Raw genomic sequence first — 25219 nt, forward strand, 5'->3', positions numbered from 1 at the left:
CCCCACCCCACCCCCCTCAGGAGACCCATCCGTGACCTCCACCCAGGACGTCGCCCCCGCCCTGCCCACCGTCGGCGCCGCCACGGCTCTGCTCGACGGCTACCGCGCCGGGGACGACCGGTTCTTCGCCTCGCCGACCCGTACGCTGCTCGCCCACGGCACGCGGGCCGAAGTCCCGCACGACGAGCGGCCGTTGACGGAACGGGTCGCCGCCGTGCTGCGGGACCGGCAGGCCGCGGGGGACGCCGCGCCCGTCGTCGTCGGGGCCGTCGCCTTCGACCACGAGGAGCCCGCCGCCCTCGCCGTGCCCGACACCGTCCGGTGGGCGCCCGCGCTGCACCGCGACCCGCTGATCGGCGTGGACGCCGAAGCTCCCGGCGACGGCGCCTGGGACGTGCGGCAGGTGCCCGCGCCCGAGGAGTACGCCGAGTCCGTCGCCCGCGCCGTCCAGCGCATGCGGGCCGGCGAGCTCGACAAGGTCGTCCTCGCCCGCACCCTCGAACTCCGCCCGCCCAGCGCGCTCGACCTTCCCGCGCTGCTGCAGCGGCTCGCCCGGCGCGACCCCTCCGGCTACACGTTCGCGGTGCCGTCCGGGCCCGGCCGGACCCTGCTCGGCGCCAGCCCCGAGCTGCTCGTGTCGCGGCGCGGCGGGCGGCTCGTCGCCAACCCGCTCGCCGGGTCCACGCCGCGCAGCGCCGACCTCGCCGAGGACGTGCGCCGCGCCGCCGCGCTCCTGGAGTCGCCGAAGGACCTGCACGAGCACGCCGTCGTCGTCGACGCCGTACGCGCGGCCCTCGCCCCGTACTGCGACGACCTGACCGTGCCCGAGCGGCCCACCCTCGTCCGTACCGCCGCCATGTGGCACCTGGCCACCACCGTCACCGGCACCGTGCGCGAACCGGCCGTCTCCGCCCTGGAGTTGGCGTGCGCGCTGCACCCGACGCCCGCCGTCTGCGGGACGCCCACGCCGTCGGCCCGCGAGGTGATCCGCGAGCTCGAACCCTTCGACCGGGGCATGTTCACCGGCATGGTCGGCTGGGGCGACGCCGACGGCGACGGCGAGTGGGTCGTCACCATCCGCTGCGCCGAGGCCGAGCAGGACCGGCTGCGCCTGTACGCGGGCGCAGGCGTCGTCGCCGACTCCTCGCCGGAGGCCGAGACCGCCGAGACCGGCGCCAAGTTCCGTACGTTCCTGAACGCCGTGGGAGCCGAGCTGTGACCGTTTCCGAGACCGCCGACGCGCCCGCCTGGCCCGAGGAGTTCGCCGACCGCTACCGCGCCCTCGGCTACTGGCGCGGCGAGACCTTCGGCGGCATGCTGCACGAGCGTGCCGCCGCCCACCCCGACCGGATCGCGGTCGTCGACGGCGAGCGCCGCTGGACGTACGCGGACCTCGACCGGCGCGCCGACCGGCTGGCGAACGGCTTCGCCGCGCGCGGCATCCGCAAGGGCGACCGGGTCGTCGTCCAACTCCCCAACGTGGCCGAGTTCTTCGAGGTGATCTTCGCGCTGTTCCGGATCGGCGCGCTCCCGGTGTTCGCGCTGCCCGCGCACCGCGAGACCGAGATCCGCTACTTCTGCGAGTTCACCGAGGCCGTCGCGTATGTCGTGCCGGACACGCACGCGGGCTTCGACCACCGTGAGCTCGCCGCCCGCGTGCAGGCCCAGGTGGCCACGCTGCGGGACGTGTTCGTGGTCGGCGACGCGGGCCCGCACACCGCGCACACCCGCCTCGCGGACGTCGCCCGCGACGACTTCGTCCCGTACGACGAGCCGGAACCCTCCGACCTGGCGTTCCTGCAGCTGTCCGGCGGTTCGACGGGCGTGCCGAAGCTGATCCCGCGCACGCACGACGACTACCTGTACTCGCTGTGGGGCTCCAACGAGATCTGCGCCGTCGACGAGCACTCCGTGTACCTCGTCGTGCTGCCCGCCGCGCACAACTTCCCGCTGTCGTCGCCCGGTTCGCTCGGCGTGCTGTACGCGGGCGGGCGGGTCGTGATGTGCCCGCAGCCCGACCCGGAGACCGCGTTCCCGATCATCGAGCGGGAACGCGTCACGATCACCGGCCTCGTCCCGCCCCTGGCCCTGGTGTGGACCGAGGCCGGCCCCTCCGCCCGCCACGACCTGTCGAGCCTCGACGTGCTCCTGGTCGGCGGCGCCAAGTTCAGCGAGGAGGCCGCCCGCCGGGTGCGGCCCGCCCTGGACTGCACCCTCCAGCAGGTCTTCGGCATGGCCGAGGGGCTCGTCAACTACACCCGCCTCGACGACCCGGTGGAGACGATCGTCACCACGCAGGGCCGGCCGATCTCCGCGCACGACGAGATCCGCGTCGTCGACGACCAGGACCGGGACCTGCCCGTCGGCGCCACCGGGCACCTGCTGACCCGCGGCCCGTACACCATCCGCGGCTACTGGCGCGCCCCCGAGCACAACAGGCGGTCCTTCACCGAGGACGGCTTCTACCGCACCGGTGACGTCGTACGCCGCACGGAGACCGGGCATCTCGTCGTCGAGGGCCGGGCCAAGGACCAGATCAACCGGGGCGGCGAGAAGGTCGCCCCGGAGGAGGTCGAGAACGTCGTCCTCGCCCACCCCGCCGTCCACGACGTGTCCGTCGTCGCCGTGCCCGACGCGTACCTCGGCGAGCGGACCTGCGCCTATGTCGTCCTGCGCGCCGACGCCGAGCCGCTGAAGCCCGTCGCCATCAAGAAGTTCGTACGGGAGCGGGGCCTCGCCGCGTTCAAGGTCCCCGACCGGGTCGAGTTCGTCGACGCCTTGCCGCAGACCGGCGTCGGCAAGGTCTCCAAGAAAGACCTGCGCCTCCGTACGACCGCCGCCGCCGACCAGTGACACCCCCGAAAGGCCCCCACACCATGGCCCTCCCCGCCATCTCCCCCTACCCGATGCCCACCGCCGCGGAGCTTCCCGGCAACCGCGTCGGATGGACCGTCGACCCGGCGCGGGCCGTGCTGCTCGTGCACGATCTGCAGAACTACTTCCTGCGGGCGTACGAGCAGGACGCCTCGCCCGTCACCGAACTCCTCGCCCACGTCGGCGAGTTGACCGCGCAGGCGCGTGCGCTCGGCGTGCCCGTCGTGTACTCGGCGCAGCCCGGCGGCCAGAGCCCCGCCGAGCGCGGGCTGCAGCAGGACTTCTGGGGGCCGGGACTGCCCGACGACCCGGAGGCGGAGGCGATCGCCCCGGCCGTGGCGCCCGTCGACGGCGACACCGTGCTCACCAAGTGGAAGTACAGCGCGTTCGTCCGCACCGACCTCGCCGAGACGATGCGCGCGCAGGGCCGCGACCAGCTCGTGATCGTCGGCGTGTACGCGCACATCGGCGTCCTGATGTCCGCCTGCGACGCCTGGATGCGGGACATCCAGGCCTTCCTCGTCGCCGACGCGGTCGCCGACTTCTCCCGCGCCGACCACGACATGGCGCTGCGCTGGGCGGCCGCCAAGTGCGCCGTCGTCACCACGACCGGCACGACCTTCCAGGGGGCCTGACCACCATGGCAACGAGCACGCTCACCGCGGAGCGGATACGCGCCGACGTCGCCGACGCGCTCGGCGAGGACGTCGCCGACATCCCCGTCGACGAGAACCTCGTCGACCACGGCCTCGACTCCGTCCGCATCATGGCCCTCCTGGAGCGCTGGCGCCGCGACCACGGCGTCGAGGCGACCTTCGTGGACCTGGCCGAACAGCCCGCCGTCGAGGCCTGGGCGCGGCTCCTCGGGGTCACGGCATGACCGCCGTCCTGGAGCCCTCGGCCGCCCGGGCGGCGGTCGTGGACCTCCCGCTCACCGCCGCCCAGTCCGGCATGTGGTTCGCGCAGGCCCTCGACCCGGAGAGCCCCGCGCAGAACACCGCCGAATGCATCGAGATCCACGGCCCCGTCGACCCCCGCCGCTTCGCCCGGGCCCTGCACCGCGTCGCCGGTGAGGCGGACGCGCTCCGGGTCCGCCTGGTCGAGACCGCCGACGGGCCCCGCCAACTCCCGCTCGTCATCGGCGAGCTGGACGGCCCGGCCGACGCGGACGCCGTGCCCTTCCCGTTCCGGGCGCACGACCTGCGCGGCCTCGACGACCCGGACGCCGCCGCCCGCGCCCGCATGCGGGACGACCTGGCCGCCCCGTTCGACCTGGCCGCCGGGCCGCTGTTCCAGCACGCCCTGTACCGGGTCGGCGACGCCCGCTGGCTCTGGTTTCAGCGCGTCCACCACGCCGTCCTCGACGGCTTCGGCTACTCGCTGCTCGCCCGCCGCACCGCCGAGGTCTACACCGCGCTCGCCGCCGACGGCGACCCCGGCCCCAGCCCTTTCGGCCGGCTCACCGACCTCGTCGCCGAGGACGCCGCGTACCGCACGTCCGAGGCGTACGACACCGACCGCGCGCACTGGAACACGGCGTTCGCCGACCGGCCCGAGGCCGTGAGCCTCGCCGGGCGCACCGCCCTGCCGTCCCGCGCCTTCCACCGCCGCACCGCGCACATCGACGCCGAACTCACCGGCCGGATCAAGGAGTTGGCGGCGGGCGTGCGCGCCACCTGGCCGGACGTGCTGATCGCCGCGCAGGCCCTGTACCTGTCCCGCGCCACGCACACCGAGGAGGTCGTCCTCGGCCTGCCCATGATGGGCCGCATGGGCTCCGCCGCCCTGCGCATCCCCGGCATGGTCATGAACGTCCTGCCGCTGCGCCTCACCGTCGCCCCGCACGCCACGTTCGCCGAGCTGACCCGGCAGGTCGTCCTCCGCGTCCGCGCCGCCCGCAAGCACCAGCGCTACCGGTACGAGGACATCCGCCGCGACCTCGGCCTCCTCGGCGAGGGCCGCGCCCTGGTCGGCCCGCTGATCAACGTCATGCCGTTCGACTACGGCCTGACCTTCGCCGGCGCCCCCTCGAAGGCCCACAACCTGTCCGCCGGGCCCGTCGACGACCTCACCGTCAACGTCTACGACCGCGCCGACGGCACCGGCCTCCGCATCGACCACGACGGCAACCCCGCCCTGTACGAGGAGCACGAACTCGGCGTCCACCAGCGCCGCTTCCTCGACCTCCTGGCCCGGATCGCCGCCGCCGACCCGCACGAGCCGCTGGCCCGGCACGGCATCTGCACGAGCGCCGAACGCGCCCTCGTCCTCGACGAGTTCAACGCCACCGCGCAGGACGTGCCGCCCACCACCCTCGTCGGCCCCATCGAGGCCCAGGCCGCCCGCACCCCGGACGCGCCCGCCCTCGCCTTCGGCGCCGAGACCCTCACGTACGCCGAACTCAACGCCCGCGCCAACCGGCTGGCCTGGCATCTGCGGGGGCTCGGGGTGCGGCCGGGCGCGCTCGCCGCCGTGGCCGTGCCGCGCTCCCTCGACCTCGTCGTCACCCTCCTCGCCGTCGTCAAGGCGGGCGGCGCCTATCTGCCGCTCGACCCGGACTACCCGGCCGAGCGACTGGCCCACACGGTCGAGGACGCGCGGCCCGCCGTCGTGATCGCGGACACCGCCGCACGCGTGCCCGCCGGGACCGACGCACCCGCCGTGATCCTCCAAGGCCTCGACATCGGCGGCGAGTTGGGCATCGACCCGCCCCGCGCGCTCACCCCGCAGCATTCCGCGTACGTCATCTACACCTCGGGCTCCACCGGCCGCCCCAAGGGCGTCGTCGTGCCGCACGCGGCGATCGACAACCGGCTGCGCTGGATGCAGGCCGAGTACCAGCTAGGCCCCGGAGACCGGGTGCTGCAGAAGACCCCGTCCGGGTTCGACGTGTCCGTGTGGGAGTTCTTCTGGGCCCTGCGGGTCGGCGCGACGATCGTCCTCGCCGAGCCCGGCGGCCACAAGGACCCCGCCTACCTCGCCCGCACCATCCGCGAACAGGCCGTCACCACCTGCCACTTCGTGCCGTCGATGCTCCAGGTGTTCCTCGCCGAGCCGGGCGCGGCCGACTGCACCGGGCTGCGCCGAGTCTTCTGCAGCGGCGAGGCCCTGCCCCGCGAGACCGTCCAGGAGTTCGGCCGCACGCTGCCCGAGGTGGAGCTGCACAACCTGTACGGCCCCACGGAGGCCGCCGTCGACGTCACGTACCACGCCTGCGACACCCGCCCCTCCGCGACCGGGCCCGTGCCGATCGGCCAGCCCGTGTGGAACACCCGCCTGTACGTCCTGGACGCGGCCCTCCAGCCCTGCCCGCCCGGCGTGCCCGGCGAACTCCACCTGGCGGGCGTCCAGTTGGCCTCGGAGTACCTGGGCCGCCCCGCGCTCACCGCGTCCCGTTTCGTCGCCGACCCGTACGGGCCGCCCGGCAGCCGCATGTACCGCACCGGCGACCTGGCGCGCTGGACCGAGCGCGGCGAGATCGAGTACCTCGGCCGCACCGACCACCAGGTCAAGCTGCGCGGCCTGCGCATCGAACTCGGCGAGATCGAGGCCGAGTTGGCGGCCTGCGACGGGATCACCGGCGCCTGCGTCCTGGTCCGCGAGGACCGGCCGGGCGACCAGCGCCTCGTCGGCTACGTCACCGCCCCCGACGGCCTGGACCCGGACGCCGTACGGGAGCGCCTCGCCAGGACGCTGCCCGACTACATGGTCCCCGGAGCCCTCGTCGCCCTCGACGACTTCCCGCTCAGCCCCAACGGCAAGCTGGACCGCAAGGCCCTGCCCGCGCCCGCGCACACCCCGGGCGGCGCCGGGCGCGCGCCCCGCGACCCGCGCGAGGAGACCCTCGTCGGCCTGTTCTCGGAGGTGCTCGGCGTCGAAGTCGGCGTCGAGGACGGCTTCTTCGAGCTCGGCGGCACCTCGCTGCTCGCCGCCCGCCTGGTCCGCCGCGTCCGCGACACCCTCGGCACCGACCTCGCCATCGGCGCCCTCTTCCAGGCCCCGACCCCGGCCGCGCTCGCCGCGCAGCTGGACTCCGGGCTCGGCAACGAGGCCGTGCTGCGGAGCCTGCTGCCGCTGCGCGCCACCGGCGACCGCACCCCGCTGTTCGTCTTCCACCCGGCGGGCGGCCTCAGCTGGTGCTACTCGGGGCTGCTGTCCCGCCTCGACCCGGACCAGCCGGTGTACGGGCTCCAGGCGCGCGGGCTGCTCGGCTCGGAAGCGCTCCCCGCGTCGATGGAGGAGATGGCCGCCGACTACGTCACGCAGCTACGGGCCGTCCAGCCGCACGGCCCGTACCGGCTGCTCGGCTGGTCCGTCGGCGGCGTCGTCGCCCACACCGTCGCCGTGCGGCTCCAAGAGGCCGGTGAGGAGGTCGAGTTGCTCACGATGCTCGACGCCTACCCGTCCGACCAGTGGCAGGACCAGGCCGTGCCCGCCGAGGCCGACGCCCTCACCGCGCTGCTGCGGATGGCCGGCTACGAGCGGACCGACGAGCTGACCCGGGACGACGTCCTCGCCACCCTGCACCGCGAGGGCAGCGCCCTGGCCGGGCTCAGCGACGCGACCCTGACCGCCGTCGTCGACATCGTGGTCAACAACGCCCACCTGATGCGCGGGCACCACCACCGGCGCTTCGACGGCGACGTGCTGTTCTTCACCGCCGCCGCGCCACGCGCCGAGCGCTGGCTGACCCCGGACGCCTGGCGGCCGTACATCGGTGGCACCCTGACGGAGCACCCCGTCGACTGCCTGCACCCGCACCTGACCCAGGCGCCGCATCTGGACGCGATCGTGGACGTCCTGCGCCGCCGCCTCAAGGAGCTCGACCGATGACCACCGCAGCCGGACCGTTCGACGCCCCGTCGGACGAGCAGGCCCAGGCCTCCACCCACCTGGTCCTGCGCAACACCCGCGCCGAGCACTCCCTGTGGCCCGCCCACACCCCGGCCCCCGCAGGCTGGCGCCCGGTCCACGGGCCCGCCCCGTACGAGGAGTGCACGCGGTACGTCGACGCGGACGCGGCGGGCGCGGGGGCCGCGGCTTGAGCGCGCCGCCGCCCGGACGGCCGGAGGCCCGGCGCCTGGAGCTGCCGCCGGGCCTCCGACTCGGCGTCGGGCAGGTCGAGTTGTGGCTCACGGGGGTGTCGGCGGGGCAGGGGCTCGGCCCCGCCGCGGAACGGGCCCAGCCGGCCGGGCCCCCGGCGGGACCCGTGCCGCGCGGCGACGAGGGGGCAGGGGCGGAACCCGCCGCCGCCCACGGAGGGCCGCCGCCGAGCGCCCCCGCGCGGGGGCGCGCCCCCGCCGAGCAGGACCACCCTCACGCCGCACCGCCCCCGGGTGCCCTGGCTGGTGACCCGGCCTTCGCCGCCCGGCGCCCGGCCGATCCCGTGCGGGACCACGCCCACGCGGAACCAGAGGCGGGCGGCTTCGCCGGTGACCGTGCCTCCGCCGTGCCGACCCGGGGCGGCTTCGCCGGTGACCTCGCGTCCTCCGTACTGCCTGTTCCCGGACCACTGCCTGTTTCCGGCCTCGCGCAGGGCCCCGCCCCCGCCGCACCACGTCCGGCAGACCTGGCCCAGGCCCCCGACCCCGCCGACCTCGCCCTGCTCGACGCCGACGAGCGGGCCCGGGCCGAGCGGCTTCGGCGGCCCGCCGATCGGCTGCTCCACGTCGCCGCGCACGCGCTGCTGCGGCGGGTGCTCGGGGCGCGCCTGGACCGCGATCCGGCCGGGCTGCGGTTCGTGCGGGAGCCCTGCCCGGGCTGCGGCGGCCCGCACGGACGCCCCGCGCTGCCCGGCGCCCCCGTCCACTTCTCGCTCTCCCACTCCGGGGGCCTAGCCCTGATCGCCCTGGCCGAGCGGCCCGTCGGCGTCGACCTCGAACTCCTCGCCGACGCCGCCCTCGTGACGGACGTGGCCGCGGGCCTCCACCCGTACGAGCGCGCCGCCCTGGCCGCCGACCCCGCGCCCTCGGCGTTCACCCGCTGCTGGACGCGGAAGGAGGCCTACCTGAAGGGCACGGGGGAGGGCCTCACCACGGAGGGCCTGCGCGACACCCTCGTCGGCACGGGCCCGCACCCGGAGCCCGTACCCGGCTGGACCCTCGCCGACGTGCCCGTCCCGGAGGGGTACGCGGCGGCCTGCGCGGTGCGGCACACCCCCTGAACCCGGCCGTCCGAGGCCGTCGGAGTGCCGTCAGGGCGAGGCCGTGCCGCCCAGCAACTCCACGAGTCCGTCGGCGAGTTCGGTGCGCCAGCACAGCCAGTCGTGCCCGCCGTTGAACTCCCCGTACGACGCGTCCGCGTACCCCCGCTCGCGCAGCGCGTCGCGCAGGCGGCGGCTGCTCGGCAGCAGTACCCACTCCTGCTCGCCCGCCGACAGCCGGAAGCGGACCGGGAGCCGCGGCGAGGCCCGCACCAGCTCCGTCACCAGCTCCGCCCCCGCCTCGCCCGCCGGCCACCAGAACGAGCCCGACTGCGACAGCACGTTGCCGAACCGGTGCGGGGCGCGCAGCGCCGCGTACGCCGCCGTCAGACCGCCGAGGCTCTGGCCCGCGAGGACCGTGCGCGCCGGGTCGGACGTGACCGGCAGCCGCTCGGCCGCCCACGGGAGCAGCTCGTCGGCGAGGAAGTCCACGAACCGGTCGGCGCAGCCGAGTTCGGCCCAGCGGGTGGTGTTGTCGAGCGCCTCGGGCAGCAGCGCCACGACCGGCGGGATGCGGCCGTCCGCGATCAGGTTGTCGAGCAGCGTGGCCACACCGAGCTCGGGCTGCCAGGACTCGCCGTCGAACAGCACGAGCACGGGCAGGTCGCCGCGCGCCGTCTCCCCGTGCCCGGCGGGTTCGTACACCCACACCCGGCGCTCGTTGCCGAGCCGTTCGCTGCGGACGCGGTGCACGCCCACCGACCCGCACGGCACGTCCGCCCGCACCCGCCACTCCACGCCGCGGGGCGCGCCCGGCAGCTCCACGTACGAGATCGGCCCGGCGCCCCAACGGCGGTTCAGGGAGCGGGAGTTGAGCGGGTCGACGCGGTGCTGGGCGCGCAGCCACCGCCAGTACGCGGGCGTGCCCGGCTCGTCGGGCGCGCCGCCCTCGTCGACGCAGAGGCCGTACGTGGCCCGCCAGTCGGCCCGCATCCGCAGCGACCAGTGCCACACGTCGGTGCCGGGCACCCGTTCCATCAGGTTGGCGGCGAGGTCGGCCGGGTCCATGACCTTGTTCGGAACGACGAGCACGGCCCGGGTGGCGGGGGAGCCGCGCCAGAGGAAGGTCACGGTGAGACGGCCGTCGGCGGCGTCCGAGGGGCTTTCGGGCTCCGGCTCGATCAGCGGTGTGCCCTCCGCCACGGCCGCCCGCCAGAACTCCGCCTCGTCCACCTCGCCCGCCGCGAGCGCCGCGACCCGCGCACTCACCCCGCGCCGCACCGGCCGCGGCCGCGGGACCCGCGGAGGCCGGGCCGGCGCGACGGACACGGACGCCTGCCCCGATCCGCACGCGGCCGCTTGCCCCGACCCTGACGCGGACGCGGGGGCGGGCGCGGATTCGGGCTCGGGCATGGGGCGGCCTCCGGGCGACGGGAGTTCAGGGGAAGTAAGGTTCACCTTACCCAACCTGCCGTGCCTGCCCCGCGCACTCGGAGCGACGCCCATGACGCCCCCGCGCCTGCTCGTCTTCACCCGCACCCGCGACTACCGCCACGCCTCCATCCCCGCGGGCGTCGCCGCACTCTCCGCCGCGGACGGCTGGTCCGTCGACGCCACCGAGGACCCGGCCGCGTTCGAGTCGGGCCTCGACGCGTACGCCGCCGTCGTCCTCCTCAACACCAGCGGCGACGTCCTCACCCCGCGCGGCCGGGAACGCCTCGCCGCGTACGTCGGCTCCGGCGGCGGTCTCGCGGGCGTGCACGCCGCCGCCTGCACCGAGTACGGCTGGCCGCACTTCCGCACGCTCATCGGCGCCCGCTTCACCCGCCACCCCGCGCTGCAGCCCGGCACCGTCGTCGTCGAGGACCGCGACCACCCGGCCACCCGCCGCCTCCCGGCCCGCTGGCGGTTCACCGACGAGTGGTACGACTTCGACGCGAGCCCGCGCGGAACGGTCCGCGTGCTGGCGTCCGCCGACGAGTCCACGTACGAGGGCGGCGGGATGGGCGCCGACCACCCGCTGGTCTGGTGCCGCGAGCAGGGCGCCGGCCGCGTCTTCTACACCGCGCTCGGCCACACCCCCGAGGCGTACGCCGACCCGGAGTTCCGGGCCCACCTCCTCGGCGGGGTCCGCTGGGCGGCGGGCCTGGTGCAGGCGGGCGGCCGTCCGTAGACGGCGGCGGTCGCGCCCTGCGGGACTGCTGTGCCGTCGTGCCCCGCGTACGCTCGGAGCATGCCAAGCGAGGCCGCGGCCGTCCTGGCCGCCACCACCGCCGAACTCGCCCCCGACCCCGACGGCAACGCCCTGGTCGCCGAGATCGAGCGGGGCACCGCCCGGCAGGTCGCCATCAGCACGCTCGCCCTCGAACAGCACCACGTCATCGACAGCGACCGGCGGGCCTTCGGGCACCTCGCCGACCGTGCCGCCGAGCTGCGGGCGCCCGCGAGCGCCGCGTTCTTCGCGACCCTCGCCGAGGGCGAGCGCACCGCCGCCGCCCACCTCGGGCCGCTCGCCGCCGCCTGCGGGCTCGACGCGGCGGCGATCGACGCTTACGAGCCGCTGCCCGGCTGCCAGGCCTACCCGTCCTACGTGGCCCGCCTCGCGCTCACCGGGCGGCCCGCGGAAGTCGTGCTCGCGCTGAGCGCCAACTTCGCTGCGTGGGGCGGCAGTTGCGCCCGCATCGCGCACGGGCTGCGCAGCCACTACGGCTACGACGAGGCGTCCTGCGGCTTCTTCGACTTCTTCGCCGCGCCCGCGCCCGCATTGGCCTCGCAGGCGGAGGCGGCGGTCGAGGAGGGGCTGTCGGCGCGCCCCGCCCTGGACGTCACGGCGGCCTGCCGGTCGGGGCGGTTGCTGCGGAGCTACGAGGAGTTGTTCTGGTCGACGCTGGCCCGGTTGGCGTAAGGCCGCGCCTGCACCGCCCTTCGGGCCCGGTCTCGCCTCGCCCTTCGGGCTCGATCCTTTGCCCCTCCCCGCCCCTTCCCGGCTGTGCCGATTTGCGGCTGGCGCCGCGTGGCTGCGGCGCCGTCGTGGTTGCTCGCGCAGTTCCCCGCGCCCCTGACGGGGCCCTAGTCGGCTCGTGGCTCGCCCCGGTACGTGCCGAAGGACCACTTGTTGCCCTCCGGGTCGGTGATCGCGAACTCGCGGCTGCCGTAGGGCTGGTCCTCGATCTCGCGGAGGATCCGCACCCCGGCGCCGGGCGCCGTGAGCCGGGCGTACAGCTCGTCGACGTGGTCCGTGACGACGTACGCGCCGAGCGTGCCGGGCTGGACCGACCACTCCTTGTGCTCGGGGTCGTACGAGCCGAGCATGATGCCGCCGCCCTCCGGCCAGTCGAGCTGCGCGTGGGCGACCTTGCCCGCGTCCTCGTGGACGACCGTGCGCTCGAAGCCGACCGTGTCGACGAGGAAGTCGATCAGGGCGGGCGCGTCGTGCGCCTGGAGCGTGGGCCACACGTTCGGCGCCGGGGGCGCGGTCTGCGGAGCGTTCTGCTGCGTGTGCTGGTCTGTCGTGTTCATGGGTTCCACGGTTCACCGTTCCTGTGGCCCCCGGCTTGGATATTCCGGCACTCCTCGGCCACCCACGCCGTCGGGCTCGCCCCCGTGAAGCGGCGGAAGTCGTGGACCAGATGCGAGTGGTCGTAGTAGCCGCAGTCCGCCGCCACCCGCGCCAGGTCGAGGGCCGTGCCGTCGACGACCGCGCGGACCAGCGCCTTCTTCGCGTGCTCGAACCGCATCAGGCTCGCCGCCTGCTTCGGCGTCACCCCGGTCTCCGCGCGGAACAGCGTCGTCAGCCGGCGCGGGCTGAGCGCCACATGCCCGGCGAGGCCCCGCAGCGTGCCCGCGCCCCGGTGCCGGGCCAGCCACGCCCACGCCTCCGCCACCTCCGGCCGTACCGGCGGCGCAGGCCCGGCCGCCGCCGCGCGCGCCCGCAGGTACGCGGCGAGCGTCTCGAACCGGTCCGCCCAGTCGGCCTGCCCGGCCAGCTGCTGCCGCACCGACTCGGCCCGCGCGCCGAGCACGTCCGCCCCCGGCACGACCAGCGCACCCGTGAGCTCGGCGGCGGGCATCCCGAACAGCGCACGGGCCGCGAGCGGATGCACGGCCAGCTGGATGCCCGACTGCCGCTCGGGCTGCACCACGTACGCGGGGCTCCGGTGCAGCGCGCCCACCACGATGTCGGCCCGCGCGGCGTCCGCGCCGACCGCCTGCCGCGGGGTGAGCCCGGTCGTCACCGGCCCGTCGAAGGAGAAGATCAACGTCAGATACGGGGACGGAAGGCCCACGTGCAGCCCGGGCCGCAGCCCCGACGCGCGGTACCCGACCGCCGACACGACCCCGTCGACCCCGGTCCCGGCCCGCACGAACTCCCGGGACTCCCCGGACTCACCGTCCGCGGTCCCCTGCTCCCGTACGGCCGCCTTGCGGGACGCCATGACTCCAGTATGGGACGGGGCGGCGGGCCTGTCCCGGGGGCGCGGCACGGGCGGCGGGGTGTCCGAAAGACCCGGTCTGCGGGCGTTCACGTGCTCGATGTAGGCTGCACCGGTGCGCCCGCCGCGGGTCCCCGTGGCCGGCCGGGCGTGCTGTTCATCGGGTACGGAGACGGAGGTGGTGCTGCCATGCGCGGCGAACCTCCCAGTCATTCCGTGAGCGGCACCGACGCTCCCCACACCACGGCCCCGAGCCCACGCTGAGCGACCCGCGCTGAGCGTTCCGCGCCGGGCGATTCCGTACGGGGAACCGCGGTGCCCGTCCTGCGCCCGCTCACCCGACGAACCGATGTACCCCTAGGACTCGGCATGCCGCACACCCCGCTGCCCGAAGAGCCCCGCGCCGACCTCGACGAGCGCTCCCTCCAGGACCTCGTGCAGGACCACGAACTGCACGCCGTCCTGGAGTGGTTGGAGAGCAAGCCGCCGCACGTCATCGCCGACGAGCTGGCCCGTATGGACGCGCCCGCCGCCGGCATGGCCTTCCGGCTGCTCGACAAGGACCGCGCCCTGACGGTCTTCGAGGAGCTGGAGCCGGTCGACCAGCAGCAGATCCTGCAGGGTCTGCGCGACCGGGCGTTCCTCGAACTCGTCGAGGCCATGGACCCCGACGACCGCGCCCGGATGCTGCGCGAGGCGCCCGCGAAGGTCGCCAAGAGGGTGCTCGCCGGGCTCAGTTCGCACCAACGCAGGATGACCGCCGCGCTCCTCGGCTACCCGGAGGGCTCCGCAGGCCGCTACATGACGCCCGAGGTCGTCGCGCTCGGCCAGGACCTCACCGTCGGACAGGCCCTCGGCGTCGTCCTCGCCGAGGGCAACGAGGCGGAGACGGTGTACACGCTGCCCGTCGTCGACCACACGCGCCGCCTCACCGGCATCGTCGAGCTGCGCGAACTCGTCCTCAACCCGCCCGAGACGCTGGTCTCCTCGCTGGTCGTCACCGAGCCCGCGTACGCGTACGCCACCGACTCCGCCGAGCAGGCCGCGCGCCTGATGCGTGAGACCAACGACCTGAACCTGCCGGTCGTCGACAGCGAACGGCGGCTCGTCGGGCTGCTCACCATCGACGACGCGGTCGAGGTCATCGAGGCCGCCGACACCGAGGACGTCGCCCGCCAGTCCGGCTCCGCGCCGTGGGCCGGGCACTACATGGCCGCGTCCGTCTGGCAGTTGGCCCGCTACCGGGCACTGTGGCTCAGCCTGCTGCTCGTCGCCGCGACGCTGACGGTCAGCGTCACACAGGCCTTCGAGGGCACCCTCGAACAGGTCGCCTCGCTCGCCGTGTTCATCCCGATGCTGATCGGCGCCGGCGGCAACGCGGGCGCCCAGGCCGCGACCGCGTGCGTACGCGCTCTCGCGGTCGGCGAGGTCCGCGGCTCCGACCTGCTGAAGGTGATCTGGCGGGAGTGCCGGGTGGGGCTCGTCCTCGGCGGACTGCTCGCGGTCCTCGGCGTGATCGTCGGCACGCTGTTCGTGGGCGCGGACGTGGCGGTCGTCGTCGGCATCACCCTCGTCCTGATCTGCGGGTGGGCGGCGACGATCGGGGGCACGATGCCACTGCTCGCGAAGCGGTTGCGGATCGATCCGGCGGTGGTGTCGGCGCCGATGGTGACGACGCTCGTCGACGCGACGGGTCTGATCATCTATTTCGCCACGGCGAAGGCGGTGCTGGGGGTCTGAGCCCGCCACGACGGACGGCCCTGGGGCTTCGCCCCGGACCCCGGTTCGCCGTTCGTCTGCGGCGCCGCCGTGGCTGGTCGCGCAGTTCCCCGCGCCCCTAAAGGGGCGCACCTGGCTGTGCCCACCTCCGCCGATTGAGGAGCCGGGGGGGGCCGGGGGCGGAGTCCCCTGGGGTCAGTGGCGGTCGCGGGGGCCGGTGACCCCCGTCAACCCCTCCACCAGCACACGCAACACCGCCCGCTGATGCTCCCGAACCCGCCGCCCCGCACGGTCACGGCTCAGCGCTCTGCGGGCCGCGACCGCTGTGAGGACGGCGAGGAGGAGGCGGACCAGGGCGCCCGTCGTGGCGGCGGAGGCGAGCAGCCACAGGGCGACGGTCGTGGGGGAGTCAGGCATCGGGAGACCCCTTTCCGGGACGGGGAGGTGGAGCGAGCCTCAGGTGTACGACGCCCCGTACCCCCACCGCCTCCCCGCACGAGCGCTGAGTCCCGTACCGAGGGAGCGGCACCCCAACTCCCCGCACCCGCGCGGTTGTTGACGTGCCCGCCCCGCCTGCACCATGCCCGCATGGACGACAAGGACCAGCCGCGCCCCGGGCCGCGCGCCAAGCGCGGGTTGCCGTACCCCTACGACCAGGACCTCTCCGGCGTCCTGCGGCACCTCAACCGCCGTACCCGCAGGGGGCGTGCGAGTCTCGCGAACCACAAGGCGACCGCCGGGTTCCTCGCCGCCGGGATGCGGCTGCTCGAACGGCATCTCGGGCCCGGCGCGGGCCTGCCCGTGAACAGTGAGCGGCTGCTGCTCGGCCCGCTCTCGCAGCGCGGTGTCGCCGCCGCGTTCCGCGCCAACCGGCCGCCGTTCCCGCGTGACGGCCGTGCCGAGTCGATGCTGCGCGACCGCTGGGACCCGCACGCGAACTTCGTCGTCGACCTCATCAACTTCGCGGTGTGGAAGGAGAATTACCGGCCCGAGTTCCGCGCGCAGCGCGCCGAGACCCTCCGCCGGCTCGTGCACGGCCGCAGCGGCGCCGACTTCGTCCGCGCGATCCACGACATCGGCTACCGGCACGCCGCCGACGGCGTCGAGCTGCCCTCCGTACGCCTGGGTCTGGCCCTGATGCCGGCCGCCGACGGGGACGAGGAGGTCGCGCAGATCGTCGCCGGGATCTACCGGGACTACCTGGGCTCGTGGAAGGAGCTGTACGCCGAGGTCCTGAAGCGGCGCGGGCTGCGGCTGCGGCCGGGCCTCACCCTCGACGACCTGGCGGACGCGCTCTCCGCGACCAACGACGGCACGACCCTGCGCGCCATGGGCGACCCGGACTCCGGCGTCGTCGACCACGCCCGCGGCCGCTCCCTGATGGGCACGCTCGCCCTGGCCGTCGTGCACGCCTTCCTCGAACCGGACGACGACGCGAGCGGACTCACCCTGGAGCAGGCGGTCGCGGAACGCTTCGGCCGCGCCGGCCGCTAGGGCCTGTCGCGTGGACCAGGCCCTGTACGCCTGGCCGCCGCCGTACGTCGGCCCGATCGCCGCCGTACGACGGGGTGTTCACGTCCGGGGCGGTGTCGTCCCGGTCGCGGTGACGCCGTCCGCGGAGTCCCGCAGCGGGGTGAGGCCGCGCGGGGGGTCCGTGTCGGCGGGGGCGGCGCCGACCTGGTCCCTGATCTGGTCCAGGACCTCCTCGGGAACCAGGTCCGTCGGCACGGCGTGCGGCGCCTCCGGATGCCCGACCTCGGGAGGCCGGACCTCGGGGTGCCCGGTGTCGGCCCTGCCCTCCGCCTGCTGCGTGCTGCGCTCCAGGAACCGCAGCAGCTCGACGGGGAAGGGCAGGACGAGGGTGGAGTTCTTCTCGGCGGCGACGGCCACCACGGTCTGCAGCAGCCGGAGTTGCAGCGCCGCCGGCTCGTCCGCCATCTGGTGGGCGGCCTCGGCGAGCTTCTTCGACGCCTGCAGCTCGGCGTCGGCGTTGATGACACGGGCCCGGCGCTCACGGTCGGCCTCGGCCTGCCGGGCCATCGACCGCTTCATGGTCTCCGGGAGCGACACGTCCTTGATCTCGACCCGGTCGATCTGCACGCCCCAGCCCACGGCCGGGCTGTCGATCATCAGCTCCAGGCCCTGGTTGAGCTTCTCGCGGTTGGACAGCAGGTCGTCCAGGTCGCTCTTGCCGATGATGGACCGCAGGGAGGTCTGCGCCATCTGCGAGACCGCGAAGCGGTAGTCCTCGACGTTCACGACGGCCTTGTCGGCCTCCACGACCTTGAAGTACACGACCGCGTCCACGCACACCGTGACGTTGTCGCGGGTGATGCCCTCCTGCGCGGGCACGGGCATCGTGACGATCTGCATGTTGACCTTACGGATCCGGTCGACGACCGGGACGATCAGCGTGAACCCCGGCTGGCGCACTTCGCGCTGCAGCCGCCCGAGGCGCAGCACCACACCCCGCTCGTACTGCCGCACGACCTTCGCGGCCGCCATGAGGTAGGCGACTGCGGCGGAACCGGCCGCCACGGCGGCGATGGCGAGTTCTTCAAGCATGGCGAACCCCCTAGGGTCCGAGTCGCTCCTGTTTACCACGGTATGGCTGTTATGTCCGTGGGTCGAGGGCCTGCCGAAGATCCTTCCGCTCGGCCCCCGCCCGTACGCCTTACGGAACCGTGACGCCCCCGCGCGGCCCGGGTGCGCGGCGGGCCGGGCGGCCTAGCGTGCGGGCATGCGTGTACTGGTCACCGGCGGTGCCGGGTTCATCGGGTCCCATGTCGTCGAGGCGCTGACCGCGCGCGGCCACGAGCCCGTCGCGTACGACCTCCGCCTCGACCCGGGCGCGGACGTACGGGACGGGGCGGCCGTGGCCCGCGCGCTCGCCGGGGTCGACGCGGTCTGCCACCAGGCGGCGAAGGTCGGCCTGGGCACGGGCCTCGCCGACGCCCCCGACTACGCCGCCCACAACGACCTCGGCACGGCGGTGCTGCTCGCCGCGATGGCCGAGGCGGGAGTGCGCCGCCTGGTCCTCGCGGGCTCGATGGTCGTGTACGGGGAGGGCCGCTACGACTGCGCACGGCACGGGGTCGTCCGCCCCGGGCCGCGTGCCGTCGCCGACCTGGACGCGGGCCGCTTCGAGCCGAGGTGCCCGGAGTGCGGGGCGTGGCTGACGCCGGGCCTGGTCACGGAGGACGCGCCGGTCGACCCGCGCAACGTGTACGCCGCGACGAAGGTCGCCCAGGAACACCTGGCGGCGGCCTGGGCCCGGGACACCGGCGGCACGGCGGTGTCGCTGCGCTACCACAACGTGTACGGGCCGCGGATGCCCCGCGACACCCCGTACGCCGGCGTCGCCGCCTTCTTCCGCTCGGCCCTCGCCCGCGGCCAGGCGCCGACGGTCTACGAGGACGGGGCGCAGCGGCGGGACTTCGTGCACGTACGGGACGTGGCGGCGGCGAACGCGGTCGCGCTGGAGGCGGGGGCGGAGCCGGGCGTGCTCACCGCGTACAACACCGGGAGCGGCGAGCCGCGCACGGTGGGGGAGTTGGCGACGGAGCTCGCGGCGGCGTGCGGGGGGCCGCTGCCGCGGGTCACGGGCGAGTACCGTCTCGGCGACGTCCGCCACATCACCGCCGACTCGTCCCGCCTGCGCCGGGCGCTGGGCTGGCGCCCGGAGGTGGGGTTCCCGGAGGGGGTACGGGAGTTCGCGACGACGCCGCTCGCCTGAACCCTGGGGCTCCGCCCCGGACCCCGGCTGTCTTTCGGCTTTCCCGCCGTCGTGGTTGCTCGCGCAGTTCCCCGCGCCCCTATCGGGGCACGTCCCCGCCCCGGGGGTCGGGAGTCGGCAGGGTCACCTCGAAGCGACAGCCGCCCGGGACGTTGCGTACCGTCGCCCGCCCCCGATGCGCCTCCACGATGCCGCGGACGATCGCGAGCCCGAGGCCCGCCCCGGCCGGAGGCGTCCGCGCGTCCGTCCCGCGCCAGCCGGTGTCGAAGACCCGCGGCAGATCCCGCTCGGGGATCCCGCCGCACCCGTCGGACACGGACAGCACCGCCCCGGCCGCGTGCCGTTCGACGGCGACCTCGACCGTGCCGTCGGCCGGGGTGCGGCGGATCGCGTTGACGAGGAGGTTGCCCAGGACGCGGCTCATCTCCTTGCCGTCGACCTCCACCGGCACCGCCTCGACCCGCTCGCCGACGAGCCGTACGCCGAACTCCCGGGCGAGCGGGGCGGCCCCGGCGAGCGCGTCGCCGACCAGGTCGTACAGGGAGAGCCGGGACAGCGAGAGGGTCAGGGCGCCCGCGTGGATGCGGGAGAGCTCGAAGAGGTCGCCGACCATGGTGTCGAGCCGCTCCACGTCGGTGCGCATCTGCCGGTAGTAGCGCTCCGGGTCTGCGGCGACGCCGTCCTCCAGCGCCTCGGCCATGGCTCGCAGCCCGGCGAGGGGGGTGCGCAGGTCGTGCGAGATCCAGGCGACGAGCTCGCGCCGGGACGCCTCCAGGGCCCGTTCGCGGTCCCGGGACTCGGCGAGCCGCGCACTGGTGGCCGCCAACTCCCGGCTGAGCTCGGCGAGTTCGCCGGGCGCGGCGCCCTCGGGGGCGGCGTACGCGCCGCCGTCGCCGAACGAGCGGGCGGCGAGCCGCAGATCGCGCCCGCGGGCGACGACCCAGCGGCCCAGCAGCAGTGCCGTCGCGAGGGAGACGACGGCGGCCATCGCGACGACGGTCGTCACGACGGTCAGGTCGTGCGGCGACAGGAACATCGCCCATGCCACGGCGAGCGTCCCGGCGAGCATCGCGACGACGGTCACCACGGCCACGACCGCCAGCGACACGGACAGCGACCGCTGCCGCAGCAGCCGCAGCGCCACGGCCCCGAGGAGTCCGGCGGCGCCCGCGCCGAGCAGCGCGAACAGGGCGATGAGGAGCATGTCGTTCATCGGGCGCCGCCTTCCGCCGCCGCGCCGCTCCGCGGGGGTTCGAAGCGGTAGCCCACGCCCCACACCGTCCGGATGAGCCGGGGCTCGGCCGGGTCGTCCTCGATCTTGCCGCGGAGGCGGCGTACGTGGACGGTGACCGTCGACAGGTCGCCGAAGTCCCAGCCCCACACCTCGCGCATCAGGTCCTCCCGGCTGTGCGCCCGGCCGGGGTGCCGCAGGAAGTACGCGAGCAGGTCGAACTCCCTGAGCGTGAGGGCGAGTTCGGCGCCGTCCCGGGTGGCGCGGCGGGCGGCCGGGTCGACGGTCAGACCGGCCGCGCTCAGCGGGCGCGTGCCCTCGGCGGGCCGGGACCTGCGCAGCACGGACGCGACGCGGAGGACCAGTTCGCGCGGGCTGAACGGCTTGGTGACGTAGTCGTCGGCGCCCACTTCGAGGCCGTTGATCCGGTCGTCCTCGTCGCCCCGCGCGGTGAGCATGACGACCGGCACGGGCCCGTCCGCGCGCAGCCGTCGGCACACCTCCAGGCCGTCCATGCCGGGCAGCATCAGGTCGAGCACCACCAGGTCGGGGCGGCGCGCGGCGGCCAGGCGGAGGGCGGCGGGCCCGTCGGCGGCGCGGTCCACGGCGTACCCGGCGCGGTCCAGGTATCCGGCGACGACCTCCGCGACCGTCGGGTCGTCGTCCACCACCAGGACCAGGGCGCGGTCGGCGGGCGCCCGGCCCCCGTCCACGGGCCCCGGTGACGTCGCTGCGTACGGCTGCTGCTCCATGCCCCACAGCCTCGCACCACGCGCGGGCGGGCGGGGTGCGGGGCGGGCGGGCAGCGGTGGACGTCCGCGTTCCGTAAGGATCCACTGCCCGTTATGTCGGATTCTGCTCCGTAGGGTGGCCACCGTGACGACCCCATCCCCGCACCCCGCAGTCGCGGGCCGCGCGCCCGCCGAGGTCGACGTGGTCCTGCCGTGCCTGAACGAGGCCGAGGCCCTGCCATGGGTGCTCGCCCGCATCCCGGACGGCTGGCGGGCGCTCGTCGTGGACAACGGCTCGACCGACGGCTCCGCGGAGATCGCCCGCGCGCACGGCGCCACCGTGGTCCGCGAGGCGCGCCGCGGCTTCGGCGCCGCCTGCCACGCGGGCCTGACCGCCGCCACGGCCGACGTCGTCTGCTTCTGCGACTGCGACGCCTCCCTCGACCCGGCACTGCTCGTCCCCTTCGTACGCGAAGTGCGCGCGGGGGAGGCGGAGTTGGTGCTCGGCCGCAGGCGCCCGCAGGGGCGGGGCGCCTGGCCGCTGCACGCCCGCGCGGGGAACCTCGCGCTCGCCCGCATGCTGCGCCACCGCACCGGGCTGCGGCTGCACGACCTCGGGCCGCTGCGCGCCGCCCGCCGCCTACCGCTGCTCGCCCTCGGCCTCACGGACCGGCGCAGCGGCTACCCGCTGCAGATGGTGGTCCGCGCCGCCGACGCGGGCTGGCGCGTCACCGAGCACGACGTCCCGTACCTGCCGCGCGCAGGCCGCTCCAAGGTCACCGGCACCTGGCGGGGCACGTGGCAGGCGGTACGGGACATGCGCGCGGTCCTCGCGGAACCGCCCGCCGGGGGAGGGGTGCGAGAGTGAACACACTGCTCGTGATCGCCAAGGAGCCGCTGCCCGGCCGGGTGAAGACACGGCTGACCCCGCCGTTCACGCCCGCGCAGGCCGCGCGGCTCGCGGAGGCCGCCCTCGCCGACACCCTCGACGCCGTCGCCGCGACCCCCGCCGCCCGCCGCGTCCTCGTCCTCGACGGGGAGCCCGGGCCGTGGCTGCCGCCCGGATTCGAGGTCGTACCGCAGTGCGCGGGCGGCCTCGACGCCCGTCTCGCCGCCGCGTTCGCCGCGTGCACCGGCCCTTCCGTGCTCGTCGGCATGGACACCCCGCAGATCACCCCGGAGCTCCTGGACGTCCGGCTCGCCCCCGGCGAGGCCTGTTTCGGCCCCGCCGAGGACGGCGGCTTCTGGCTCCTCGGCCTGGCCGAACCGGCCCCGGACCTCGTACGCGGCGTCCCCATGTCGACCCCCGGCACCGGCGCCGCCCAACGCACCCGCCTGCTGGAAGCGGGCCTCCACGTACGCGACCTGCCGCGCCTACGGGACGTGGACACCCCCGCCGACGCGACAGCCGTCGCCGCCCTGGCCCCACGCGGCCGCTTCGCACGGGAACTGCGGACGATTCGGGGCACGGGGTGAACAGGCCTACGGGCAGGGGAGGTCGGCCCTCGCGAGGCCTGCTCGCGGAGGCGGCCCACCCTGCCGGCACACGTGCGACGCCGCGTGCCGGGGTCGGGCGGGCGGCCGGGCGGGCGAACGGCGTGGCTCCGGGTCCGCTGGGGGCGACGGCGGGGACGAGCCGTGCCGGTGCGCGTGGGGCGGCGCGCGCCCTGCCTGGGCCGGCCGCCCGGAGGGTGCCCGGCGGGTGTTGTACGGATGCCTGTCGTAGGTGTCTCGGTTGTACGGGTTCCGGTCGTGCGGGTTCCGGTTGTACGGGCCCCGGTCGTGCGGAGCCCGGTCGTGCGGGCCGTCGTCGTGTGGGGCTTCGCGGCGGTGTCGGCGTGCCAGGGGTGGTCTGTGCGTGTTGTGCGTCGGGGATGGCGGGTGGGGTGTGAGCGGGGGGTCTCGGCAGGTCGACAGGGCTGCGGGTGTGGGCAGTTGGGGCGGGGATCCCTACGGGGACGCGTTGCGGTTCGGGCGGGGGCCGTTGTTTCTGCGGCGGGCCGACGGGTGGCTGTTGCCGCTGGACGTCGAGCGGTGGTGCGCGGACGCGGACGCCGTGGACAAGGCGCTGCTCGCGCGGTGCGAGGGCGCCGTGCTCGACGTGGGGTGCGGGCCGGGCCGGCTGGTCGCGGAACTCGCCGCGCGGGGGCGGGTCGCGCTGGGTGTGGACGTGAGCGAGGTCGCCGTCGCACGGACCGTGGCGCTCGGCGGGCCGGCACTGGTGCGTTCCGTGTTCGCACCGCTTCCCGGTGAGGGGCGCTGGGGCACGGCGCTTCTGGTCGACGGGAACCTCGGCATCGGCGGCGACGTCCCCGCGCTGCTCCAGCGTATGGCCCAACTCCTCGCCGCCGACGGCCTGTTGATCGCCGAGACCGACCCGGTGGACGTGGACGAGAGCGTCGACGTGCACCTCGTCCGCACCGGCGCCGTCAGCCCGCCCTTCCGCTGGGCGCGGCTCGGCACGCCCGCCCTGCTGCGTCGCGCCCGCGCCCTCGGCTGGCGCGCCGAGGCTCAGTGGGAGGCGGGCGGCCGTACCTTCGTCGCCCTGCGCAACCGGAGCGACCGCGCCACGAGCAGCGCACCCGAGCCCGCGCACAGCACGGCCGTCACAAGGAGCCAGCGGGCGAGGAAGCCGTCGCCGGACAGCCCCGCCGCCCCCGCGTAACGCTCCGCGACCCGCCCGCTGATCAGCGGGAACCAGACGAGGAGCAGCAGCCCCGACAGCAGCGCGGGCCCCCGCACGTACGGCAGCCACTCCCGCCGGCCGCAGGCGCCGAGCAGCCGGACGAGCGCGCGGTCGGCCGTCGCGTACAGCGGCACGAGCACCAGGTCGTGCAGCAGCGCGGAGCCGACGAACCACAGCAGCACCTGCACCGTCTCACCCGCGAGCAGCCGCACGCCCGCGTACCCGGCGAGCGCGAACGAACAGGCGAGCAGCAGGAGTTGGTACGGGCTGCCGAGCACACCGCGCAGTCCGCGTACCCGAGGACGGGGCCGTCGCATCACCGCACCCCGTCCCGGAAGCCGAAGTCGAGCCGCGTGACCCATTTCGTGTTCAGTACGCCCGGCGCCGCGGGCACGATGATCCGGGCCGGGCGGCCGTGGTCGGCGTTCAGCGGCTCGCCGTTGACGTCCAGGGCGAGCAGCGAGCGCGGGTCGCCGACCTGGTTGCCGCGCAGCGCCGCCCGCCGGAACGCGCCGCGCCGCTGCAGCGACTCCACGAGCACGTCCACCGGTTCGTCGTGCCCGACGAGCGCGGCCAGGTCCCGCAGCCGCACGCCGCGCCACCACTGGTCGGCGGTCGACCAGCCCTCCACGCACGCGATCGGCAACGCCGCGCTGTGCAGCGGCAGTCGGCGCAGCTCGGTGAGGCTCAGCCGGACGGTGCCGGTGCGGCCGGTGACGACGAGACGCCACGCCTCCGGGGCGGTGTCGCGCGGGTCGATGCCCGCGTACGCCGCCGTCTTGTTGATCTGGAAGCCGTTCGGGCCCTCGCCCGGCTCGGGCCCGCCGTGCGGGGAGAGCACGGCGGTCTGCCGCAGCGGCCCGTCGAAGCTGCGCCCCGCCGACGTGCCGAACAGCACCGCCGAGCCCCCGCCGACCAGCCACAGCGCACCCCGCCGCGAGACGGTCGGCGGATCGGGCCGGGGCGACACCAGCTCGTCCCCCGCGTCCCCCGCGTCCTCGGCCCGCCCGGCCCGCATCGCCCGTACGTTCCGCACCGCCGCCGGCGCCTTCAGCGCGACGTGCGCGAGGAACGCGGCGAAGAACACCCACGCCCCGTACAGGTGCAGCGGATAGAACGACCCCGGAAAGGCGTAGTCCAGCTGGACGTTGAGGACGCCCGTGACGAACTCGAAGAGCGCGCCGCCCACCAGGAGCAGCAGCGACAGCCGCTCGGCGGCGTGCGCGAGGGACCGCACCGGCGGCAGCGCGAAGAGCCGCGGCACCACCGACCACAGCTTGGCGAGCAGCACCGGCACGAGCGCGAGCCCGAGCGTGACGTGCACGCCCTGCGTGAGCCGGTACAGCCAGTGCGGGTCGGTCGGCCAGGCGAACAGATAGAAGCCGAGCAGCCCCTTGCCGGGAGTCTGGTCGTTGACCGGCGACAGGTCCGGGTTGTACGCGGCGTACGACAGCAGCCCCGTCACGAACAGCACGGGCATCCCGGCGAGCAGCACGAGACCGAGCACCGACGTGAACCGGGCGCCGCGCACCGGGCTGCGCCAGAACGCGGGGGAGGAGGGAAGGCGGGCCATGCCCCGACGGTAGGCCGGAAGGGTCCGCCGACCGGCGAAACAACGATGACGAAACGCTGACGTCGCCGCCGACGACCGCCCGGCGGCCCGCCGC

General features: G+C 75.3%; 23 protein-coding genes and 1 pseudogene. 15 read left to right on the forward strand and 9 right to left on the reverse strand.

Annotated elements, in window-relative coordinates; translation table 11 throughout:
• Positions 1 to 31: 31 nt before the first annotated feature.
• The 7 genes from dhbC to ACIDOF_RS24890 are packed head-to-tail and all read left to right on the forward strand — an operon-like array spanning position 32 to position 9037.
• A complete protein-coding gene (dhbC, locus tag ACIDOF_RS24860) occupies positions 32 to 1219 on the forward strand; it encodes an isochorismate synthase DhbC (RefSeq protein ID WP_409008297.1) in 1188 nt (395 codons plus the stop codon).
• On the forward strand, positions 1216 to 2853 hold the full coding sequence (locus ACIDOF_RS24865) for a (2,3-dihydroxybenzoyl)adenylate synthase (RefSeq protein WP_409008298.1): 1638 nt from the start codon (positions 1216 to 1218) through the stop codon (positions 2851 to 2853). Before dhbC ends, ACIDOF_RS24865 begins: the two co-directional genes overlap by 4 nt.
• 23 nt (positions 2854 to 2876) lie before the next feature.
• On the forward strand, positions 2877 to 3509 hold the full coding sequence (locus tag ACIDOF_RS24870; RefSeq protein ID WP_409008299.1) for an isochorismatase family protein: 633 nt from the start codon (positions 2877 to 2879) through the stop codon (positions 3507 to 3509).
• A gap of 5 nt (positions 3510 to 3514) precedes the next feature.
• Positions 3515 to 3754, forward strand: a complete 240-nt coding sequence (locus tag ACIDOF_RS24875; protein WP_409008300.1) for a phosphopantetheine-binding protein — start codon at positions 3515 to 3517, stop codon at positions 3752 to 3754.
• Entirely contained in the window at positions 3751 to 7707 is a 3957-nt protein-coding gene (locus ACIDOF_RS24880; protein ID WP_409008301.1) for an amino acid adenylation domain-containing protein, read from the forward strand. Before ACIDOF_RS24875 ends, ACIDOF_RS24880 begins: the two co-directional genes overlap by 4 nt.
• Positions 7704 to 7919 carry an MbtH family NRPS accessory protein gene (locus ACIDOF_RS24885; RefSeq protein ID WP_409008302.1) on the forward strand — a complete coding sequence of 72 codons (216 nt, stop codon included), beginning with the start codon at positions 7704 to 7706 and terminating at the stop codon, positions 7917 to 7919. The genes ACIDOF_RS24880 and ACIDOF_RS24885 overlap by 4 nt, the downstream gene beginning before the upstream one ends.
• Positions 7916 to 9037, forward strand: a complete 1122-nt coding sequence (locus ACIDOF_RS24890) for a 4'-phosphopantetheinyl transferase family protein (RefSeq protein WP_409008303.1) — start codon at positions 7916 to 7918, stop codon at positions 9035 to 9037. The genes ACIDOF_RS24885 and ACIDOF_RS24890 overlap by 4 nt, the downstream gene beginning before the upstream one ends.
• A gap of 30 nt (positions 9038 to 9067) precedes the next feature.
• On the opposite strand, the gene fes is transcribed toward ACIDOF_RS24890, so the two are convergent.
• Positions 9068 to 10285 carry an enterochelin esterase gene (gene fes, locus ACIDOF_RS24895; protein ID WP_409008304.1) on the reverse strand — a complete coding sequence of 406 codons (1218 nt, stop codon included), beginning with the start codon at positions 10283 to 10285 and terminating at the stop codon, positions 9068 to 9070.
• Between the two features lie 235 nt (positions 10286 to 10520).
• Here fes and ACIDOF_RS24900 point away from each other — a divergent pair, with 235 nt between their 5' ends.
• Together ACIDOF_RS24900 and ACIDOF_RS24905 are read left to right on the forward strand one after the other, a co-directional pair.
• Complete coding sequence (locus ACIDOF_RS24900) at positions 10521 to 11189, forward strand: ThuA domain-containing protein (protein ID WP_409008305.1); 669 nt, start codon at positions 10521 to 10523, stop codon at positions 11187 to 11189.
• Positions 11190 to 11249: 60 nt separating this feature from the next.
• Positions 11250 to 11921 carry a transcriptional regulator gene (locus ACIDOF_RS24905; RefSeq protein WP_409008306.1) on the forward strand — a complete coding sequence of 224 codons (672 nt, stop codon included), beginning with the start codon at positions 11250 to 11252 and terminating at the stop codon, positions 11919 to 11921.
• Between the two features lie 164 nt (positions 11922 to 12085).
• Here the strand turns inward: ACIDOF_RS24905 and ACIDOF_RS24910 are convergent, their stop codons facing one another.
• Entirely contained in the window at positions 12086 to 12535 is a 450-nt protein-coding gene (locus tag ACIDOF_RS24910; protein ID WP_409008307.1) for a VOC family protein, read from the reverse strand.
• The gene (locus ACIDOF_RS24915; RefSeq protein ID WP_409008308.1) at positions 12532 to 13452 is read right to left on the reverse strand and encodes a helix-turn-helix domain-containing protein; all 921 of its coding nucleotides are present in this window, start codon (positions 13450 to 13452) and stop codon (positions 12532 to 12534) included. The genes ACIDOF_RS24910 and ACIDOF_RS24915 overlap by 4 nt, the downstream gene beginning before the upstream one ends.
• A 366-nt stretch (positions 13453 to 13818) precedes the next feature.
• On the opposite strand from ACIDOF_RS24915, the gene mgtE reads away from it, so the two are divergent.
• A complete protein-coding gene (gene mgtE / locus ACIDOF_RS24920) occupies positions 13819 to 15189 on the forward strand; it encodes a magnesium transporter (RefSeq protein WP_409008309.1) in 1371 nt (456 codons plus the stop codon).
• A gap of 174 nt (positions 15190 to 15363) precedes the next feature.
• On the opposite strand, the gene ACIDOF_RS24925 is transcribed toward mgtE, so the two are convergent.
• Positions 15364 to 15585, reverse strand: a complete 222-nt coding sequence (locus ACIDOF_RS24925) for a hypothetical protein (protein ID WP_409008310.1) — start codon at positions 15583 to 15585, stop codon at positions 15364 to 15366.
• Between the two features lie 171 nt (positions 15586 to 15756).
• Here ACIDOF_RS24925 and ACIDOF_RS24930 point away from each other — a divergent pair, with 171 nt between their 5' ends.
• Positions 15757 to 16662, forward strand: a complete 906-nt coding sequence (locus tag ACIDOF_RS24930; RefSeq protein WP_409008311.1) for a hypothetical protein — start codon at positions 15757 to 15759, stop codon at positions 16660 to 16662.
• Positions 16663 to 16740: 78 nt separating this feature from the next.
• Here ACIDOF_RS24930 and ACIDOF_RS24935 read toward each other — a convergent pair whose 3' ends face one another.
• The gene (locus ACIDOF_RS24935) at positions 16741 to 17733 is read right to left on the reverse strand and encodes a slipin family protein (RefSeq protein WP_409008312.1); all 993 of its coding nucleotides are present in this window, start codon (positions 17731 to 17733) and stop codon (positions 16741 to 16743) included.
• A 175-nt stretch (positions 17734 to 17908) separates the two neighbouring features.
• Here ACIDOF_RS24935 and ACIDOF_RS24940 point away from each other — a divergent pair, with 175 nt between their 5' ends.
• Positions 17909 to 18904 (forward strand): NAD-dependent epimerase/dehydratase family protein, encoded by a 996-nt coding sequence (locus ACIDOF_RS24940; protein WP_409008313.1) that lies wholly within the window; start codon positions 17909 to 17911, stop codon positions 18902 to 18904.
• Between the two features lie 79 nt (positions 18905 to 18983).
• On the opposite strand, the gene ACIDOF_RS24945 is transcribed toward ACIDOF_RS24940, so the two are convergent.
• Positions 18984 to 20117, reverse strand: a complete 1134-nt coding sequence (locus ACIDOF_RS24945) for a sensor histidine kinase (protein ID WP_409008314.1) — start codon at positions 20115 to 20117, stop codon at positions 18984 to 18986.
• Positions 20114 to 20887, reverse strand: a complete 774-nt coding sequence (locus ACIDOF_RS24950) for a response regulator transcription factor (protein WP_409008315.1) — start codon at positions 20885 to 20887, stop codon at positions 20114 to 20116. Before ACIDOF_RS24950 ends, ACIDOF_RS24945 begins: the two co-directional genes overlap by 4 nt.
• Before the next feature lie 124 nt (positions 20888 to 21011).
• Between ACIDOF_RS24950 and ACIDOF_RS24955 the strand changes: the two genes are divergently transcribed.
• The 3 genes and pseudogenes from ACIDOF_RS24955 to ACIDOF_RS24965 form a co-directional block, all read left to right on the forward strand.
• A complete protein-coding gene (locus ACIDOF_RS24955) occupies positions 21012 to 21734 on the forward strand; it encodes a glycosyltransferase family 2 protein (protein ID WP_409008316.1) in 723 nt (240 codons plus the stop codon).
• A complete protein-coding gene (locus ACIDOF_RS24960) occupies positions 21731 to 22342 on the forward strand; it encodes a DUF2064 domain-containing protein (RefSeq protein WP_409008317.1) in 612 nt (203 codons plus the stop codon). Before ACIDOF_RS24955 ends, ACIDOF_RS24960 begins: the two co-directional genes overlap by 4 nt.
• 625 nt (positions 22343 to 22967) lie before the next feature.
• Positions 22968 to 23195 (forward strand): annotated as a pseudogene (locus ACIDOF_RS24965) (SAM-dependent methyltransferase); the annotation flags it as partial.
• Positions 23196 to 23377: 182 nt separating this feature from the next.
• Here ACIDOF_RS24965 and ACIDOF_RS24970 read toward each other — a convergent pair.
• Together ACIDOF_RS24970 and ACIDOF_RS24975 are read right to left on the reverse strand one after the other, a co-directional pair.
• On the reverse strand, positions 23378 to 23869 hold the full coding sequence (locus tag ACIDOF_RS24970; protein ID WP_409008318.1) for a hypothetical protein: 492 nt from the start codon (positions 23867 to 23869) through the stop codon (positions 23378 to 23380).
• Complete coding sequence (locus ACIDOF_RS24975) at positions 23869 to 25125, reverse strand: molybdopterin-dependent oxidoreductase (protein ID WP_409008319.1); 1257 nt, start codon at positions 25123 to 25125, stop codon at positions 23869 to 23871. Before ACIDOF_RS24975 ends, ACIDOF_RS24970 begins: the two co-directional genes overlap by 1 nt.
• Between the last annotated feature and the right edge of the window lie 94 nt (positions 25126 to 25219).

It is taken from the genome of Streptomyces sp. Da 82-17 (assembly GCF_046098215.1).
GTDB lineage: Bacteria > Actinomycetota > Actinomycetes > Streptomycetales > Streptomycetaceae > Streptomyces.

Coding starts and splice junctions, on each gene's coding strand:
- ACIDOF_RS24945 (WP_409008314.1), bottom strand. CDS start 20,117: ATGAACGACATGCTCCTCATCGCCCTGTTCGCGCTGCTCGGCGCGGGC.
- mgtE (WP_409008309.1), top strand. CDS start 13,819: ATGCCGCACACCCCGCTGCCCGAAGAGCCCCGCGCCGACCTCGACGAG.
- ACIDOF_RS24870 (WP_409008299.1), top strand. CDS start 2,877: ATGGCCCTCCCCGCCATCTCCCCCTACCCGATGCCCACCGCCGCGGAG.
- ACIDOF_RS24885 (WP_409008302.1), top strand. CDS start 7,704: ATGACCACCGCAGCCGGACCGTTCGACGCCCCGTCGGACGAGCAGGCC.
- ACIDOF_RS24935 (WP_409008312.1), bottom strand. CDS start 17,733: ATGCTTGAAGAACTCGCCATCGCCGCCGTGGCGGCCGGTTCCGCCGCA.
- ACIDOF_RS24875 (WP_409008300.1), top strand. CDS start 3,515: ATGGCAACGAGCACGCTCACCGCGGAGCGGATACGCGCCGACGTCGCC.
- ACIDOF_RS24905 (WP_409008306.1), top strand. CDS start 11,250: ATGCCAAGCGAGGCCGCGGCCGTCCTGGCCGCCACCACCGCCGAACTC.
- ACIDOF_RS24930 (WP_409008311.1), top strand. CDS start 15,757: ATGGACGACAAGGACCAGCCGCGCCCCGGGCCGCGCGCCAAGCGCGGG.
- ACIDOF_RS24915 (WP_409008308.1), bottom strand. CDS start 13,452: ATGGCGTCCCGCAAGGCGGCCGTACGGGAGCAGGGGACCGCGGACGGT.
- ACIDOF_RS24970 (WP_409008318.1), bottom strand. CDS start 23,869: ATGCGACGGCCCCGTCCTCGGGTACGCGGACTGCGCGGTGTGCTCGGC.
- ACIDOF_RS24910 (WP_409008307.1), bottom strand. CDS start 12,535: ATGAACACGACAGACCAGCACACGCAGCAGAACGCTCCGCAGACCGCG.
- ACIDOF_RS24880 (WP_409008301.1), top strand. CDS start 3,751: ATGACCGCCGTCCTGGAGCCCTCGGCCGCCCGGGCGGCGGTCGTGGAC.
- ACIDOF_RS24940 (WP_409008313.1), top strand. CDS start 17,909: ATGCGTGTACTGGTCACCGGCGGTGCCGGGTTCATCGGGTCCCATGTC.
- ACIDOF_RS24900 (WP_409008305.1), top strand. CDS start 10,521: ATGACGCCCCCGCGCCTGCTCGTCTTCACCCGCACCCGCGACTACCGC.
- ACIDOF_RS24950 (WP_409008315.1), bottom strand. CDS start 20,887: ATGGAGCAGCAGCCGTACGCAGCGACGTCACCGGGGCCCGTGGACGGG.
- ACIDOF_RS24975 (WP_409008319.1), bottom strand. CDS start 25,125: ATGGCCCGCCTTCCCTCCTCCCCCGCGTTCTGGCGCAGCCCGGTGCGC.
- ACIDOF_RS24925 (WP_409008310.1), bottom strand. CDS start 15,585: ATGCCTGACTCCCCCACGACCGTCGCCCTGTGGCTGCTCGCCTCCGCC.